At 67.5% G+C, this 16,066-nt stretch carries 10 protein-coding genes; 5 read left to right on the forward strand and 5 right to left on the reverse strand.

The annotated features are described in order from the left end of the window. Positions 1 to 63: 63 nt before the first annotated feature. Positions 64 to 3,558, reverse strand: a complete 3,495-nt coding sequence (locus tag B0E41_RS04470; RefSeq protein ID WP_077329274.1) for a transglutaminase family protein — start codon at positions 3,556 to 3,558, stop codon at positions 64 to 66. 146 nt (positions 3,559 to 3,704) lie between these two features. Between B0E41_RS04470 and B0E41_RS04475 the strand changes: the two genes are divergently transcribed. The 4 genes from B0E41_RS04475 (at position 3,705) to B0E41_RS04490 (ending at position 9,600) form a co-directional block, all read left to right on the forward strand. After that, positions 3,705 to 6,164 carry a DNA internalization-related competence protein ComEC/Rec2 gene (locus tag B0E41_RS04475; RefSeq protein ID WP_077329340.1) on the forward strand — a complete coding sequence of 820 codons (2,460 nt, stop codon included), beginning with the start codon at positions 3,705 to 3,707 and terminating at the stop codon, positions 6,162 to 6,164. A 96-nt stretch (positions 6,165 to 6,260) separates the two neighbouring features. Beyond that, on the forward strand, positions 6,261 to 7,700 hold the full coding sequence (locus tag B0E41_RS04480; protein ID WP_077329276.1) for a circularly permuted type 2 ATP-grasp protein: 1,440 nt from the start codon (positions 6,261 to 6,263) through the stop codon (positions 7,698 to 7,700). A gap of 2 nt (positions 7,701 to 7,702) precedes the next feature. Continuing rightward, positions 7,703 to 8,665, forward strand: coding sequence for an alpha-E domain-containing protein (locus B0E41_RS04485; RefSeq protein ID WP_077329278.1), 963 nt, complete (start codon positions 7,703 to 7,705; stop codon positions 8,663 to 8,665). Positions 8,666 to 8,763: 98 nt separating this feature from the next. Further along, complete coding sequence (locus B0E41_RS04490) at positions 8,764 to 9,600, forward strand: transglutaminase family protein (RefSeq protein WP_077329280.1); 837 nt, start codon at positions 8,764 to 8,766, stop codon at positions 9,598 to 9,600. 149 nt (positions 9,601 to 9,749) lie between these two features. Here B0E41_RS04490 and mltB read toward each other — a convergent pair whose 3' ends face one another. The 4 genes from mltB to B0E41_RS04510 form a co-directional block, all read right to left on the reverse strand. Continuing rightward, complete coding sequence (gene mltB / locus B0E41_RS04495; protein ID WP_077329282.1) at positions 9,750 to 10,850, reverse strand: lytic murein transglycosylase B; 1,101 nt, start codon at positions 10,848 to 10,850, stop codon at positions 9,750 to 9,752. After that, on the reverse strand, positions 10,847 to 12,844 hold the full coding sequence (locus B0E41_RS04500; RefSeq protein ID WP_077329284.1) for a DUF3488 and transglutaminase-like domain-containing protein: 1,998 nt from the start codon (positions 12,842 to 12,844) through the stop codon (positions 10,847 to 10,849). The genes mltB and B0E41_RS04500 overlap by 4 nt, the downstream gene beginning before the upstream one ends. Before the next feature lie 155 nt (positions 12,845 to 12,999). Then, positions 13,000 to 14,022: a DUF58 domain-containing protein gene (locus tag B0E41_RS04505; RefSeq protein WP_077329286.1), complete on the reverse strand. Its 1,023-nt coding sequence runs from the start codon at positions 14,020 to 14,022 to the stop codon at positions 13,000 to 13,002. Positions 14,023 to 14,161: 139 nt separating this feature from the next. Beyond that, positions 14,162 to 15,082: a MoxR family ATPase gene (locus tag B0E41_RS04510; RefSeq protein ID WP_077329288.1), complete on the reverse strand. Its 921-nt coding sequence runs from the start codon at positions 15,080 to 15,082 to the stop codon at positions 14,162 to 14,164. A 26-nt stretch (positions 15,083 to 15,108) separates the two neighbouring features. Here B0E41_RS04510 and B0E41_RS04515 point away from each other — a divergent pair, with 26 nt between their 5' ends. Further along, the gene (locus tag B0E41_RS04515) at positions 15,109 to 16,062 is read left to right on the forward strand and encodes a histone deacetylase family protein (RefSeq protein ID WP_077329290.1); all 954 of its coding nucleotides are present in this window, start codon (positions 15,109 to 15,111) and stop codon (positions 16,060 to 16,062) included. Positions 16,063 to 16,066: the final 4 nt, after the last annotated feature.

Consider the following 16,066-nt stretch of genomic DNA (forward strand, 5'->3'; position numbering starts at 1 on the left):
GGAGGCGCGCAATGCATGCGGCGCCTCCGGCGCCGCCCCTTCGCATGGGCGGCGCGGAGGAACTCAATGCCGCAAGTCCAGCGTAAAGGGGAACTCTTTGCTCGTGACCGCCGGAGCCACGTCCATCTTCCCTGAGGTGTGCCCCATCTGGAAGAAGCGCGACATGCGCCGGCTTTCGGCCTCGTAGGCGTTGATCGGGAAGGTGTCGTAGTTGCGGCCGCCGGGGTGGGCCACGTGGTACTGGCAGCCACCGAGCGAACGCTGCATCCAGGTGTCCACGATGTCGAAGGTGAGCGGCGCGTGCGAGGGAATCGACGGGTGCAGCGCAGACGGCGGGCTCCAGGCCTTGTAGCGCACACCAGAGACGAATTCGCCCACGGTGCCGGTGCTCTGCATGGGCACGGCGCGGCCGTTGCAGGTGATCACGTAGCGACTGTCGTTGTAGCCGCTCACGCGCACCTCGATGCGCTCCAGCGACGAATCGACATAGCGCACCGTGCCACCGGGCGCACCTTCTTCGCCCATCACGTGCCAGGGTTCCAGCGCGCTGCGCAGCGTGAGCTCAATGCCACGCGCGGCCACCTGGCCCACCAGCGGGAAGCGGAACTCGAAGTGCGGCTCGAACCAGGCCATGTCCAGCGGGTAGCCGAACTCGGCCAGGTCGGCGAGCACGTCTTCGAAGTCCATGCGGATGAAGGTCGGCAGCACGAAGCGGTCGTGCAGCTCGGTGCCCCAGCGCGTGAGCTTGCCGCTCCAGGGCTTCTGCCAGAAGCGCGAGACCATGGCCCGCAACAGCAACTGCTGGGCGATGCTCATGCGGGCGTGCGGTGGCATTTCAAATGCGCGCAGTTCCAGCAGGCCCAGGCGGCCCGTGGGTGAGTCGGGCGAGAAGAGCTTGTCGATGCAGAACTCGCTGCGGTGTGTGTTGCCAGTGGCGTCGATCAGGATGTTGCGCAGCGTGCGGTCCACCAGCCACGGCGGCATGTTCTGCCCGTAGCTCTGGCGGTTCTTTTCGATTTCTTGCAGCGCGATCTCCAGCTCATACAGCTGGTCGTTGCGCGCCTCGTCCACGCGCGGGGCCTGGCTGGTCGGGCCGATGAACATGCCGCTGAACAGGTAGGAGAGCGACGGGTGGTTGTGCCAATACGCGACCAGGCTGCCCAGCAGCTCGGGGCGTCGCAGGAAGGGCGAATCGGCTGGCGTGGCGCCGCCGAGCACGAAGTGGTTGCCGCCGCCGGTGCCGGTGTGGCGGCCGTCGGTCATGAACTTCTCGGCGCACAGGCGCGTCTGGTGCGCGGCCTCGTAGAGAAACTCGGTGCGCTCGACCAACTCGTCCCAGCTGCTGCTGGGGTGGATGTTCACTTCGATCACGCCCGGGTCGGGTGTGACCTGCAGCATCTTCAGGCGTGGGTCGCGCGGCGGCGGGTAGCCTTCAAGCACGATGGTCACGCCCAGCTGCTCGGCCGTGGCTTCGACCGCGGAGAGCAGATCGAGATAGTCTTCCAGCCGCTGCATGGGCGGCATGAACACATAGAGGTGCTGCGTCTTGCCGCCACCCATCTTTTCGGCCTTGGGGCCGTTGGCGCGGTGCGGGTCGCGCGACTCCACCACCAGCGCGGTGCGGGTGAGCCAGGCGGCCGACTGATTGCGCTGTGGGAATTGGGACGACAACGCCTGCGCAGGGGTGGCTCCAGGGCCGGCACCTTGGCCATCGGCAGATGCGCCGCTGGCATCGAAGTCCGTGCCCTGCATGGACACCATGCCGCCTTCGGCAAAACCGCCCCCCACGGTGTGCGGTGAGACCTGGTGCTTGAGCACGGCGCCCTGCGGCAGCGGATCGCGCGCGGTGTGCGGGTCTTGCTCGATGTGGTACGGGTAGTCGGCGGCCGAGACCCAAGGCAGCGAATCGAGCGGCAGGCGGTAGCCCATGGGCGAATCGCCGGGCACGAGGTACATGCGCTCGTCGCGGAAGAACCAGGGGCCGGTGGACCACGTCGTTCCCGAGACGCGGTGGTAACTGCTCTTGCCGTTGTTGGAGAGCGGCCCGGCGCCGTCGGCCTGCAGCGGCAGCACATAGCCCACCGTGGCGTCCAGCCCTTGCGTGAAGACGCGGCGCAGGCGCGCGCGCTCCAGCTCGTCGTCGAGCTTGGCGTCGAACGGGTCCACGTTCACCGGCAGGCGGCGTTCGCGCCAGAGGAAGTACCAGGTGTCCTCATGGCCGGGGGTGATGTATTGCGTCGAGAGGCCGAGATTGCGTGCCAGCGCTTGCGTGAAACGGCGTGCGTCTTCGGCGTCGTACTTGGCGGTGTCGCGTTCGTCGGCCAGCAGGGCGGGGTTGTGCCAGCAGGGCTCGCCATCGGCGCGCCAGAAGATCGAGAGCGCCCAGCGCGGCAACTGCTCGCCGGGGTACCACTTGCCCTGACCCATGTGCACGAAGCCGCCGTGGCCGTACTGCTCTCGCAGGCGGCCCAGCAGCTCGGTGGCGTAGCCACGTTTGGTGGGGCCGAGCGCGTCGGTGTTCCACTCGGCGGCGTCGCGGTCGGTGACGGCCACGTAGGTGGGCTCACCGCCCATGGTGAGGCGCACGTCGTGCTGGTCCAGATCGGCATCGACCTTTTTGCCCAGTGCCACCACGCTGGCCCATTGCTCTTCGGTGTAGGGCTTGGTCACACGCGGCGATTCGTAGACGCGCGTCACACCCATGTGGTGTTCGAAGGTGACCTCGCATTTGTCCATGGCGCCTTCCACCGGCGCGGCGCTCGATGGCTGCGGCGTGCAGGCCAGGGGAATGTGGCCTTCCCCGGCCAGCAGGCCCGAGGTGGGGTCGAGGCCGATCCAGCCGGCGCCGGGCAGGAAGACCTCGCACCAGGCGTGCAGGTCGGTGAAGTCTTTCTCGGGGCCGCTTGGGCCGTCGATGCTTTTCACGTCGGGTGCGAGCTGGATCAGGTAGCCCGAGACGAAGCGTGCGGCCAAGCCCAGATGGCGCAGCATCTGCACCAGCAGCCAGCCGGTATCGCGACAGGAGCCGCTCTTGAGCTTGAGCGTCTGTTCGGGCGTCTGCACGCCCGGCTCCATGCGGATGGTGTACGAGATGTCGCGTTGCAGCATCTGGTTCACGTCGACCAGGAAGTCGATGGTGCGGCGTTTCTTCAGGTCCACCTGGGCGAGGTAGGCCTTGAGTTCGTCGGTCAGCGGCGCGGTGGCCAGGTACGGTGCGAGCTCCTGCTTTTGCAACGCGTCGTAGGTGAACGGGTAGTCCTCGGCGCGTGGTTCCAGAAAGAAGTCGAACGGGTTGTGCACCGCCATCTCGACCACCAGGTCGATGGTGACCTTGAACTCGGTGGTGGGCTCGGGGAAGACCAGGCGGGCCTGGTAGTTGGCAAACGGGTCCTGCTGCCAGTTGATGAAATGGCCGGCCGGTTCGATCTTCTGCGAGTACGACAGCACCTTCGTGCGGCTGTGCGGCGCCGGGCGAAGACGGACCACCTGTGGGCCGAGTTTGACCAGGCGGTCGTATCGATAATGGGTGATGTGGCTCAGGGCGACGTGGATGGCCATGCTGGGATCACTTTCAACAGGGAGGCAAAAAAAATGGTGTTGCAGGCGACATGGCAGCCCGCAGGGCTCAGGCGTGGGCTAGCAAGTCCCGCGCCATCGAAGTATGAACGGGTGGCGGCCTGCACGCCACCTTGCCGGGTCTGAACATGGCCTGGATCGCTCTGGCCATCTTGCCTGGCTGGGTGCTGGGGGTCGCGCTGCAGCTGCAGCAGGCGGCGTTGTGGCCCATGCGGGTCTATGCGCTCTGGCTGCTGGTGTCCGCCGTGCTGGGTGGTTTGGCGCTCGTCTGTGGCCGTCGCGGAAACGGTTCGCTTGCCATCGCTTTGGCACTGTGTGCGAGCGCCTTGGCCGGTGTGGGGCTGACGGGCGTGCGGGCCGCGCATTTTGCCGACCAGGCACTGCCGCCCGCGCTGGAAGGCATCGACATCCAGCTCACAGGGCGCGTGGCCTCGCTGCCGCAGCGCAACGCCGAGGGCGTGCGCTTCGAATTCGCCATGGAGTCGGCGGTCCATGAGGGTCAGGCCGTGCGTCTCCCGTCGTTGCTGCAACTGGGCTGGTACAGCCGGGGATCGGTGGGCGCCGGGCCGGACTGGCATGCGGGCGATCGCTGGCGCCTCACCGTGCGCCTGCGGCGTCCGCACGGCAACAGCAATCCCCATGGCTTTGATCGGGAGCGCTGGCTTTGGGAGAACGGCATCGGCGCCACTGGCTATGTGCGCAACGGACCCCGTGATCCGCGGCCGGTGTTCCTGGGTGCCAGCGGGTGGCACCCCGTGGAGTCCGCGAGGCAGGCGGTGAGCGAGCGCATCCGCCAACGGGTCGACGATCCACGCAGCGCCGGCGTGTTGGCGGCGCTGGTGGTGGGCGATCAGAGCGCCATCGAACACAGTGACTGGGCGGTGTTCCGCAGCACCGGCGTGGCCCACCTGATGAGCATTTCAGGCCTGCATGTCACCCTGTTCGCCTGGCTGGCGACCGCGCTGCTGGGGCGCTTCTGGCGGCGGGTGGGTCGGGTGTGGCCGCGTGCCTTGCTGGCGCTGCCGGCCCCGGTGGCGGCGGCTTGGGGCGGCTTGGCGCTCGCGGGAGCCTACGCGCTGTTTTCAGGCTGGGGTGTTCCGGCGCAGCGCACGGTGCTGATGCTCGCGGTGGTGGTCGCGCTGCGGCTGTCGGCAAGGCAGTGGCCCTGGGCTGCGGTGTGGACGCTGGTGATGGCGGTGGTGCTGTTGCTCGACCCCTGGGCGTTGATGCAGCCTGGGTTCTGGCTGAGCTTCGTGGCCGTGGGCATCCTGTTTGCGTCGGGCAGCCGGGTGGAGCAGGTGGATCCGCTGGACGCGGTGCCCCGCTGGCGGCGCTGGGGTGGATCGGCGCTGGGCATGTTGCGTGAGCAGGCCACCATCACCGTCGCGCTCACGCCTTTGTCCTTGTTGCTGTTTGGCCAGGTCTCGCTGGTCGGGCTGGTGGCCAACCTGGTTGCCATCCCCTGGGTGACGCTGGTGGTCACGCCGCTGGCGCTGTTGGGCGTGTTGTTGGCACCGCTGTGGGATGCGGCGGCGCTGGCGGTGCAGGGCCTGGGCATCTGGTTGGCGTGGTTGGCGGAATGGCCGTGGGCGGCGGTGTTTCGCGCCATCCCGCCCGGGTCGCTGGCGGTGGCCGGGGTGTTGGGTGGCGTGTTGCTGGTGTTGCGCCTGCCCTGGGCGGTGCGACTGGCGGGCGTGCTGCTGCTGTGGCCGGTGATGACCTGGCAGCCCCTGCGACCGGCCGCCGGTGAATTCGACGTGATGGCCATCGACGTGGGGCAGGGCGGCGCTGTTCTGGTGCGAACCGCGAACCACAGCCTGCTCTACGACACCGGGCCGCGCTACAGCCCCGACAGCGACGCTGGCCAGCGCGTGGTGGTGCCCCTGTTGCGCGCGCTGGGCGAGGTGCCCGACACGGTGGTGGTGAGCCACCGCGACAGCGATCATTCGGGCGGCTCGGCGGCCGTGCGCGCGGCCTGGCCCGCAGCGCGTTGGTTGTCGTCGTTTGGCGAGGGTGAACGCTGTGTCGCAGGGCAGCGCTGGGCCTGGGACGGCGTGGACTTCGAGGTGCTGCACCCGGCACCAGCGCTGTACGGCCCCGACGGTCAAGGGCTGCGCTCGACCAACGCCATGTCCTGCGTGCTGCGGGTGAGCCATGCGAAAGAGGCTGCCTGGCTCAGTGGCGACCTGGACGCCGAGGGCGAGACCCGCATGGCCATGGCGCGGCCCGAGCTGCGCGCCAGCCTGATGCTCTCGCCGCACCACGGCAGCGCCAGCTCGAGCAGCCCGGTGCTGCTCAACACCTTGCGTCCCCGACAGGTGATGATCCAGTCGGGCTACCGCAACCGGTTTGGCCACCCGGCACCGTTGGTGCTGGACCGCTACCGGGAGCGGCAACTCACCTGGGTCGAATCGCCCCAATGCGGTGCGGCCCTGTGGCGCAGCGAGGCGTCCCAAACGGTGCACTGCCATCGGCAGGCAATGAGGCGCTATTGGCACCATTTTGATGCGTCTGCCGGAGCAAAGCCCGCTGCACCTGGGGATCTGGACACGGGAACCGATGCTTTGCCCCCCGTGCCGGTGGATTGAGCACGCTGTCGTCCCACGAACGGGCGCACTGCTTTGGGGACACTCTCACACCGCTGGCCCACTCCTTGCTATGCTGTCATCAGGAGAAAAAAGCCCATGAGCCGACCGATGTTTGACGAAATGAACGCCTCGCCCGCCGAGGTTCGGGCCCACTATCAGAACTATGCCCGCTGGTTGGCGCAGCAACCCGAGGAGGTGATGGCGGCCCGCCGTGAAGAGGCCGAGATGATCTTCCGGCGCGTCGGCATCACCTTCGCGGTGTACGGTGCCAAGGACGAAGACGGCTCGGGCACCGAGCGCCTGATTCCCTTCGACCTGATCCCGCGCATCATTCCGGCGCACGAGTGGAAGAGCATGGAAGAGGGCCTGGTGCAGCGTGTGACCGCGCTCAACCGCTTCATCCACGACGTTTACCACGACCAGGAAATCATCAAGGCTGGCCTCATCCCGGCCGACCAGATTTTCCAGAACGCGCAGTTCCGCCCCGAGATGATGGGCGTGGACGTGCCCAACCAGATCTACTCGCACATCTCGGGCGTGGACATCGTGCGCGCCCCCAACGCCCAGGGTGAGGGCGAGTACTACGTGCTCGAAGACAACCTGCGCGTGCCCAGCGGCGTGAGCTACATGCTGGAAGACCGCAAGATGATGATGCGGCTCTTCCCCGACCTGTTCGGCCAGAACCGCGTGGCTCCGGTCGCCCACTACCCCGACCTGCTGCTCGAAACGCTGCGCGCCAGCAGCCCGGCCACCACGGCCGAGCCCACGGTGGTGGTGCTCACGCCCGGCATGTACAACAGCGCCTACTTCGAACACGCCTTCCTCGCGCAGCAGATGGGCATCGAACTGGTCGAGGGGCAGGACCTGTTCGTCAAGGACAACTTCGTCTACATGCGCACCACGCGCGGCCCCAAGCGCGTGGACGTGATCTACCGCCGCGTGGACGACGACTTCCTCGATCCGCTGGTGTTCCGCCCCACCTCAACACTGGGCTGCGCGGGCCTGCTGGGTGTGTACCGCAGCGGCAACGTGACCATCTGCAATGCGGTGGGCACCGGCGTGGCGGACGACAAGTCGATCTACCCTTACGTGCCCAAGATGATCGAGTTCTACCTCGGCCAGAAGCCGATCCTGAACAACGTGCCAACCTTCATGGGGCGCAATCCGGACGACCTGAAATACATGCTCGACAACATGGCCGAGCTGGTGGTGAAAGAGGTGCACGGCGCCGGCGGCTACGGCATGCTGGTGGGTCCGGCCGCCACCAAGGCCGAGGTGGACGAATTCCGCGCTGTGGTCAGGGCCAAGCCCGAGGGCTACATCGCCCAGCCCACGCTCTCGCTCTCGACCTGCCCGACCTATGTCGAGAGCGGCATCGCGCCGCGCCACATCGACCTGCGTCCTTTCGTGCTCAGCGGCAAGGAGGTGCAGATGGTGCCCGGCGGCCTCACGCGCGTGGCGCTGAAAGAAGGCTCGCTCGTCGTCAACTCGTCACAGGGCGGCGGTACAAAAGACACTTGGATACTGGAAGACTGATCATGCTTTCACGCACCGCCGACCACCTGTTCTGGATGTCCCGTTACACCGAGCGTGCCGAAAACACCGCGCGCATGCTCGACATCAACTACCAGACGTCCCTGTTGCCGCAGTCGGCCGCCGTGGCCCAGGTGGGCTGGGAGGGCTTGCTGGTCATCAGCGAGCTCATGCCCACCTACACCGCCAAATACGGCAAGGACATCACGCCACGCAACGTCATGGACTTCATGGTGCGCGACGAGTCCAACCCCTCGAGCATCGGCTCTTGCCTGCGCGCCGCCCGTGAAAACGCCCGCGCCGTGCGCGGCGCGCTGACCACCGAGTTGTGGGAAACCCAGAACAGCACCTGGTTGAAGCTGGCCGGTTACCTCAAGACCAAAGACTTCGAGCGCGACCCTGGTGCGTTTTTCGAATGGGTCAAGCACCGCTCGCACCTCTCGCGTGGCGTGGCCGTGGGCACCATGCTGCAGGACGAGGCCTTCCACTTCTACCGCATGGGCTCGTTCCTGGAGCGGGCCGACAACACGGCGCGCCTGCTGGACGTGAAGTTCCACGCGGTGCAGAGCGACTTCTTCGGTGCCGCCAGCGAGCAAGATCAGGAGTACGACTTCTACCACTGGAGCGCGATCCTGCGCTCGGTCTCCGGCTTCGAGGTTTACCGCAAGGTTTACCGCGACGTGATCACACCCGAGCGCGTGGCCGAGCTGCTGATCCTGCGCCCCGACATGCCCCGCAGCCTGGCGGCCAGCATGAACGAGGTCGTCAACAACCTGGCCGTGGTGGCCAACGACGCATCGGGTGAAACGCTGCGCCGGGCCGGCAAGCTCAAGGCCGACCTGCAGTTCGCGCGCATCGACGAGATCCTGTCCACTGGCCTGCACGCCTTCCTCACGCAGTTCCTTGATCGGGTGAATGAGCTGGGCGGCCGCATCAGCCAGGACTTCCTCGTTCCCACGGTGCATTGACGTTTTCGCTTGCCCGCCGCCCCAGCGGCGGGCAGGTACCATGCGGCTCACTGGGCTGGCCGAGGGACATTTCCCAGGCCCCATCCCTGGACTTTCGCATGCAACTCGTCATCCACCACAACACCCTGTACCGCTACAGCCAGCCGCTGCTTTACACGGTGCAGACCTTGCATCTGTGGCCCGTCAGCAGCGCTTGCCAGACCGTGGAGTACTGGGAGATCCGCACCCCGGGCGTGTTGTACGCCCAGCCCGACGCCGAAGGCAATCGCGTGCACAGCTTCAGCCTCGTGGCCCGACCCGAGACAAACCTGCGCGAGAACAGCATCTCGGCCATGGGCACGGTGGTGACCCACGGCGTGGCCGAGTTCACCGACCCGCCGACGCTGCCCCACCCCTCGTTCTACCTGCGCTCCACGCCGCTGGCCGAGCCCCACCCACGCATGGCGCTGTGGGCCATGCAGGCCGTGCCCTCGTTGATGGCGGCGCGCGCGCGCGGTGAGCTGCCCAGCGTGGCCGACCTCGTGGCCCTGGCCAGCGCCGTGGCCGACAAAGTGCAGTACCGCCCAGGCAGCACGGGCGTGGAGACCACCGCGCTCGAAGCCTTTGATTGGGAACTCGGCGTGTGCCAGGACCAGGCCCATGTGATGGTGGCCGTGTGCCGCAGCATCGGCCTGCCAGCGCGCTACGTGAGCGGGTATTTCTTCGCTGCCAACGAGCCCGACCTCGCCAGCCACGCCTGGGCCGACGTGTGCCTGGACCCGGCCACACGCCGCTGGATCAGCCTGGACGTGACCCACCGCTGCACCACCGACAAACGCCACATCCGTCTCGCCGCCGCCACCGACTACACCGCCTGTTTGCCGATCAAGGGGCTGCGCCGGGGCGGTGGTGAAGAAAGCATGGACGTGGACATCCGCATCGGGCCTTGGGCTTGACTTGGAACACCCCCGCAGCGCTTCGCGCTACCCCCTCAAGGGGGCGGCACTGGCCGTCCGGCGAAGCCGGCCCGGCGGTGCCCTGGTGTGCACCGTTGCATGCCTCAGGTGGTGCTCAGGAGCCGTGGAATGGCTGACATTTCCTGGCGCTACTGGCGTTCCACTAAGGCCTGCACGGTTTGCCCCAATTCGATCACCGCGAGCGCGTAGTAGCTGCTCCAGTTGTAGCGGGTGACCACATAGAAGTTGTCGGTGCCCGCGAGATAGGTGGCCGGGGCGCCACCGTTGGCGGGGTCGCCGTTCTGTAATTCGATCAGGGCCAGTTTGCCCGGGTGTTGCAGGGCTGGGCCCTCGAGCAAGGCGCCCATGGCTGTGAAGCTCTCGACACCGAAGCTCGGCAGGATGTCGGGGGCGAGCAGGCCGTCTTTGTCGAGCCGGCTTTCATCGAACCCAACGGGGTAGTGGGTCGGCTGACCGGTCTGCCAGCCGAAGGCCTTGAAGTAGTTGGCCACCGAGCCGATCGCATCGGCGGGGCTGTTGACCAGATCGACCTTGCTGTCGCCGTCGAAGTCGATCGCAAACTGGGACCAGCTGCTGGGCATGAACTGGGGCCAGCCCATGGCGCCAGCGTAGCTGCCCCGCACGGTCAACGGGTCCATGCCGGTGCGCTGGGTGAGACTCAGGAACTGCTCCAGCTCAGCCCGGAAAAATTCGGTGCGGGCTTCGGCGCGGGGGTGTTCGGCGGGGAAGTCGAAGGCCAGGGTGGACAGCGCGTCGATCACCCGGAAGTTGCCGGTGTACCGGCCATAGATGGATTCGACACCGATCACGCCGACGATCAGGCTCGCGGGCACGCCGTACTCGAGTTCGGCGCGGGCCAGGGCCTCGCGGTTGGCTTCCCAGAAGCGCTGTCCGGCCCGGACGCGGATGGGTTCGATGAAGCGGGCGCGGTAGGCCGCCCAGTTTTTGTAGGCGCCGCGTGGGGCCGGTGCCATCAGGCGGATCACGCTGGGCAAGCGCTGTGCGGCGCCGATCTGTTGCCGCACCCAGGCCGCGTCCAGCCCGCGTCGTTGCGCGAGATCGTCGGCGAAGGCCATGGCGGCGGGCGACGTTTCGTAGCTCATCACCGTGATCGGGGTGGGCGCCGCGCTGTCGGCGCTGGACGCGGCTTGGGCGGATGGGCTCAGCAGCGCCACGGCGCAGACCAGCGCACCGGTGGCTCGCCGTGTCAGTGCATGAAGGTTGATCATCGCGTGTCTTTCTTGGGCCATGTCATCTGGCGGAACTCGGCCTGCAAGGTGGCGAGGGTGTCGGGGCTGTGCGGGGCGTAGCGCTGGGCTTCGAGCCGCAGCAGCCAGGCCCCCAGCGTGTGCGCAAACTCGGTGTCGCCCAGACGTTCCCGCGCCCACCGAGCCAGCTCGCGGGGGGTGAGGTGAGCGCTGTCGTCGAGCCCCAGGCCTTGCAGCCGCTGCCGGCTGCGTGCGAGCAGGCGCAACCAGGGGTCGTGCTGCTGGCGCTCCCAGAGGGTCCAGCCGGCGCCGACCAGACTCACCAGCACCACCACCCCGATCAGCACATAAGCCAGGTCGATCCAGCTGGGCGACTCAAAGCCGATGTTCTTCAGCAGGTCCAGCTGCTTGCCCTGCGTGTAGTCGAGCACCCACTGGTTCCAGCCGTTGTTGATAGCTTCCCAGACCTCGCGCATGCGCTGGGCCGTGCCCGGGTCGATGGCGCCGATGGCGGAGGCGAAGGCGCCTTGCGGCGCGCGCAGACGTTCCAGCGAACCGGTGCGGCCCGGTGCCACCGCCGAGGTTGGGTCGACCCGCACCCAGCCCTGGCCGCGCAACCAGACCTCGGCCCAGGCGTGAGCGTCGCGCTGACGCACGGTCCAGTAGTCATCGATCTCGTTTAGCTCGCCGCCCTGGTAGCCCGTGACGATGCGCGCGGGGATGTCGAGCGCGCGCATCAGGATCACGAAGCTGGACGCGATGTGTTCGCAGAAACCCTCACGTCGGTCGAACCAGAATTCATCGGCCGTGTGTTGCCCGTAGACGCCGGGGTCCAGCGTGTAGGTGTAGCCGCCGGTGCGCAGTCGCTCCATCGTGGCCCGGATCAGGGCGGGCGTCGATGCTGGGCCGGCGCCGTGTTCGCGGCGCAGTTGCTGCGCGAGTTCGAGTGTGCGCGGGTTGAAGCCGGCGGGCAGGGCGGTCTGGTCTTGCAAGGCCAGGGGGGGTTCCAGCGGCCCGTGGCGGAACTGGGTATAGGCCTCGGCCCGGTAGCGCACCATCTCCATCATGGGGCGCCGTGTGAACCATTGCAGCTCGGGCGTCATGAAGGCGCGCATGCCGGGCAGTTCGGGCGGCTTGTCCGCCGCTTCCAGCAGGAACACCCAGGGCTGTGGGTGGGGTTCCATGGTCACTTCGTAACGGATGGGTTCGCCTGTCACCACCAGATCGGCCTGCAGTTCCATGTGGGGCGGGAAGGCCGAGCGCAGCGGTTTCCACTCCACCCCGTCGAAATCGGTGAGCACGGGACCCCTGAAATACAGGTCCCGCTGAGGCGGTGCCGTGCTGTCGAAGCGCACGCGAAACGCGAGCCGGTCGTCGAGCACCAGCTCGGCGATCTGGCCCACGCGCATCTTGCCGGAGAGGCCGCTGCGGCCTTCCATGCCGTCACTGGGCACGCCCCAGAGCGGTGACAGGCGGGGGAACAGCATGAAGGCCACCAGCATGATGGGCGCGCCCAGCGCGGCCATGCCCGCGGCGATGCGCGCGGCCTGCGCCAGCGGAGGTCGGCCCACGGGCATGTGGGCGTTGACCAGCGCGGTGAGCAGGCCCAGCAGCGCGATCAGGATGCCGGCCGCCGTGAGCAGCGACTGGGAGTAGAAAAAGTGGGTGAGCAGGGTGAAGAACCCGAGGAAGAACACCACGAAGGCGTCGCGCCGCGCGCGCAGCTCCAGCGTCTTGAGCGCCAGCAACACCACGATCAGCGTCACGCCGGCGTCGCGTCCGAGCAGGGTGCGGTGCGTGAGCCAGGTCGCCACCAGCGTCATGGCGAGCAGGCCGACACGCCAGCGCCAGCCCGGCAGCGGCTGCCCGCGCAGCGTCAACGCGCCGCGCCAGACCAGTACCACGGCCGTCAGTGCCGAGCACCACCAGGGAATGTGGCCGATCTGCATGAACACCACCCAGGCGATGACGGCGAGCAGGAACAGCGTGTCTCGCGTGTCCCGGGGCAAGGACATGGCACCCACTCGCCACCGCTGCACGGTTCGCGGCCCGGCGGCGGGACCTGGCCCCCGCGCTCCACCGCTGTGCGGGTCGCTGCCCCCCAGGGGGGTGGTCTCGCCTTGGGGCGGCCCGGCGGCGAGACCCCTTTCCCTGTCATTTCCGGGTGAGTTCAACACAGCGCAAGTGCCTCAAGACAGCGTGATCGTTGCGTCGGCCCCTGGTCGGGCGCCACATCGCGCCCTGGGACGCGCAAACCGTAGTCGAGCCCCAGACGGTCGGCCATCAGAACCCAGGCGGTGAGGCGGGACAGACGGGCCTCCAGATCGGTGGCGCCGCAGTGGGCGTGGTCCAGCCAGAGCTGCTGGCGTTGGCTGGACAAGGTGTCGCGGCTGACGAGATCGTCCCGGCCGGCCGCAAAGGCCTGTGCGGCTTTCTTCCAGACCACGGTCTTTTGCGGATCGCCGCGGCGGTAGGCACGCACGCCATCGAACTCGCCGGTGGACTGCTGGCGAGCGCTGCTGGCGTGCCCGGGCTGTGGCTCACCAGCGGGCAATGGTGGCGGGTGCACCTCCGGGGCCGGGTACACCAGCACCTGGGCGGCCGGGCGCCAGACCGTCCAGACCCGAAAGGCACCGAGCGGAAAGAGCGTGACCGCGGTGAGCGCCGGCAGGGTGTGCAGGCCGCGGCGTGGCGCAGCCCAGGCCACTTGCAGTTGCGTGCTGCCTTGTGCCGGCACGTCGGTCCAGGTGAGATGGGCGTCGCCGGGATGATCGGGATAGGTGACCCCGAGCCCGATGCCATGGCGCGCACCCTTGCGCTCGCTGGTGAGGCGGATGTCGAGTGCGGCGGCCTGGCCGGCGTGCACCGGCAGGGGCTGTGTCAGGTGCATCGTCAGCCCGCGCAGGTTGCCATGGCAGAGGTGCATGCCCACCACCGCGCTTCCTGCCAGCAGAAAGGTCAGCAGGTAGCCGAGGTTGAGCTGGTAGTTGATGCTGGCGACCAGCAGCAGGAGCAGCGTGAACGCCATCATCAGGCCCGCCCGTGTGGGTAGGATATAGACGTTGCGCTGGGTCAGGACCAGCGTGTCCGAGCGCGGCATGCGCTCGTGAAACCAGCGCTGCAGGCGGCTGCGCGTCGCGCGCAATGGATGGCGCCACGGGCTACCGGCAGGTTGCAGGATGGCGGTGTTCATTGCAGGGAAGTCGGCAGCCGCGCGTCCCGTCTCCGGCGCGAGATGCCCCGACCCAGGATGCGGTGGAACCGGCTTGGCCGGGCCACTTCGCATCGCCCCCTGGAGGGGGTCGCGCGCAGCGCGGCGGGGGTGATCCACGTCATGGAAGCGGCGTCGCTTCCAGCATGGCGCGGACCTGTTCAACCGAGCCCCGCCCGGCGTCGCTCACCGGGACCATGCGGTGTCCCACGGTCTGCGGCAGGATGGCGGCGATGTCGTCTGGCGCCACGTAGTCGCGGCCCGACAGGAAGGCCTGTGCCTTGGCCGAGCGCACCACCGCCAGCGCGGCGCGCGGTGACAAGCCTTGTGCGAACCAGCGGCCCGAGCGGGTCGCGGCCACGAGGTCCTGCAGATATTCCAGCACCGGGTCGGCGGTGTGCACCGCCTGCACCGTGGCCTGCAGCCGGGCCAGATCGGCGGGGGTGAGCACGGGCGCCATGTGTTCGATCATGTCGCGCCGGTCGGCGCCGCGCAGCAGCTCGCGTTCGGCGGCCCGGTCTGGGTAGCCGATCGAGAGGCGCATGTGGAACCGGTCGAGCTGCGATTCGGGCAGGGCATAGGTGCCGAGCTGGTCGTGCGGGTTCTGGGTGGCGATCACGAAAAACGGGTCGGGCAGGGCGCGCGTTTCGCCCTCGACCGTGACCTGCTTTTCTTCCATCGCCTCGAGCAGGGCACTTTGCGTTTTGGGGCTGGCGCGGTTGATCTCGTCGGCCAGCAGCACCTGTGCAAACACCGGGCCGGGGTGGAACACGAAGGCCTCGCGACCACGCTCGTAGATCGACACACCGACCAGGTCGCTGGGCATCAGGTCGGCGGTGAATTGAACGCGTGAAAACTGCAGGCCGAAGGAGCGTGAAAGGGCGTGCGCGAGCGTGGTCTTGCCGACGCCGGGCACGTCTTCGATGAGCAGGTGACCACCGGCCAAAAGGCAGGCCACGCAGTCGGAAACCTGGGGCCTTTTGCCCACAATGACCGTGTTAAGCTGGGTCAAAAGCTGTTGGATTTTCGAGTCGGCGTGCATGCCGTGAACCTTAACGTAAAAATCTGATGAGTCAGGCAACAGGTTACTTCACCCACAAGGATTGCTGGAGGCACGAGATGGGCGATGGGCACCCTGAATGCCCCGCCCGGCTCGACGCCATCGAGGACCGGTTGTTGATCACCGGGCTCGACACCGCGTTGGAACGGCGCGAGGCCACAGCCGCTTCGCTGACCGATCTGGAGCTGGCACATGGTCGCATGCATCTCGCGGCGCTTCGGGGTCTGAGCGACGGACTTCGTGACGAAATTGCCGCCGGCGGCCCCACGCACGCGCAGATCGATCCCGACACGTCCATCAACATCCACTCCTGGGACGCGATTCTGATGGCGGCCGGCGCCGCCATCGACGCCACCGACGCCGTGATGGCGGGTGAGATGGTCAACGCTTTCTGCGCCGTGCGACCGCCCGGTCATCACGCCACTCGCCATCAGGCCATGGGGTTCTGTTTTGTCAACAACGTGGCCGTCGCCGCCAAATACGCGCTGGAGCGCCACGGACTGAAGCGGGTCGCGATCATCGACTTCGATGTGCACCACGGCAATGGCACGGAAGACATCGTGGCTGGCGACGAACGCATCCTCATGTGCAGCTTCTACCAGCACCCGTTCTACCCGCCGTGGGAGCACTCGACGGCGGCCAACCTCGTGAACCTGCCGGTGCCGGCCTACACCAAGGGCATGGAGGTTCGCGAGCTGGTCGACATGATGTGGCTACCCAGGCTGGAAGCGCACAAGCCGCAGATGATCTTCATCAGCGCCGGTTTCGACGCCCACCGCGAAGACGACATGGGCCAGATGGGGCTGGTGGAAAACGACTACGCCTGGATCACCGAGCGCATCAAGGAAGTGGCGCAACGCCATGCCCAAGGGCGCATCGTGAGTTGCCTGGAAGGCGGCTATGACTTGAGCGCGCTGGCGCGCAGTGTGGAGGCGCACCTGCGGGTGCTGGCAGGGGTATGAATCT

Source organism: Hydrogenophaga sp. A37 (assembly GCF_002001205.1).
In the GTDB taxonomy this organism is placed as follows: domain Bacteria; phylum Pseudomonadota; class Gammaproteobacteria; order Burkholderiales; family Burkholderiaceae_C; genus Hydrogenophaga.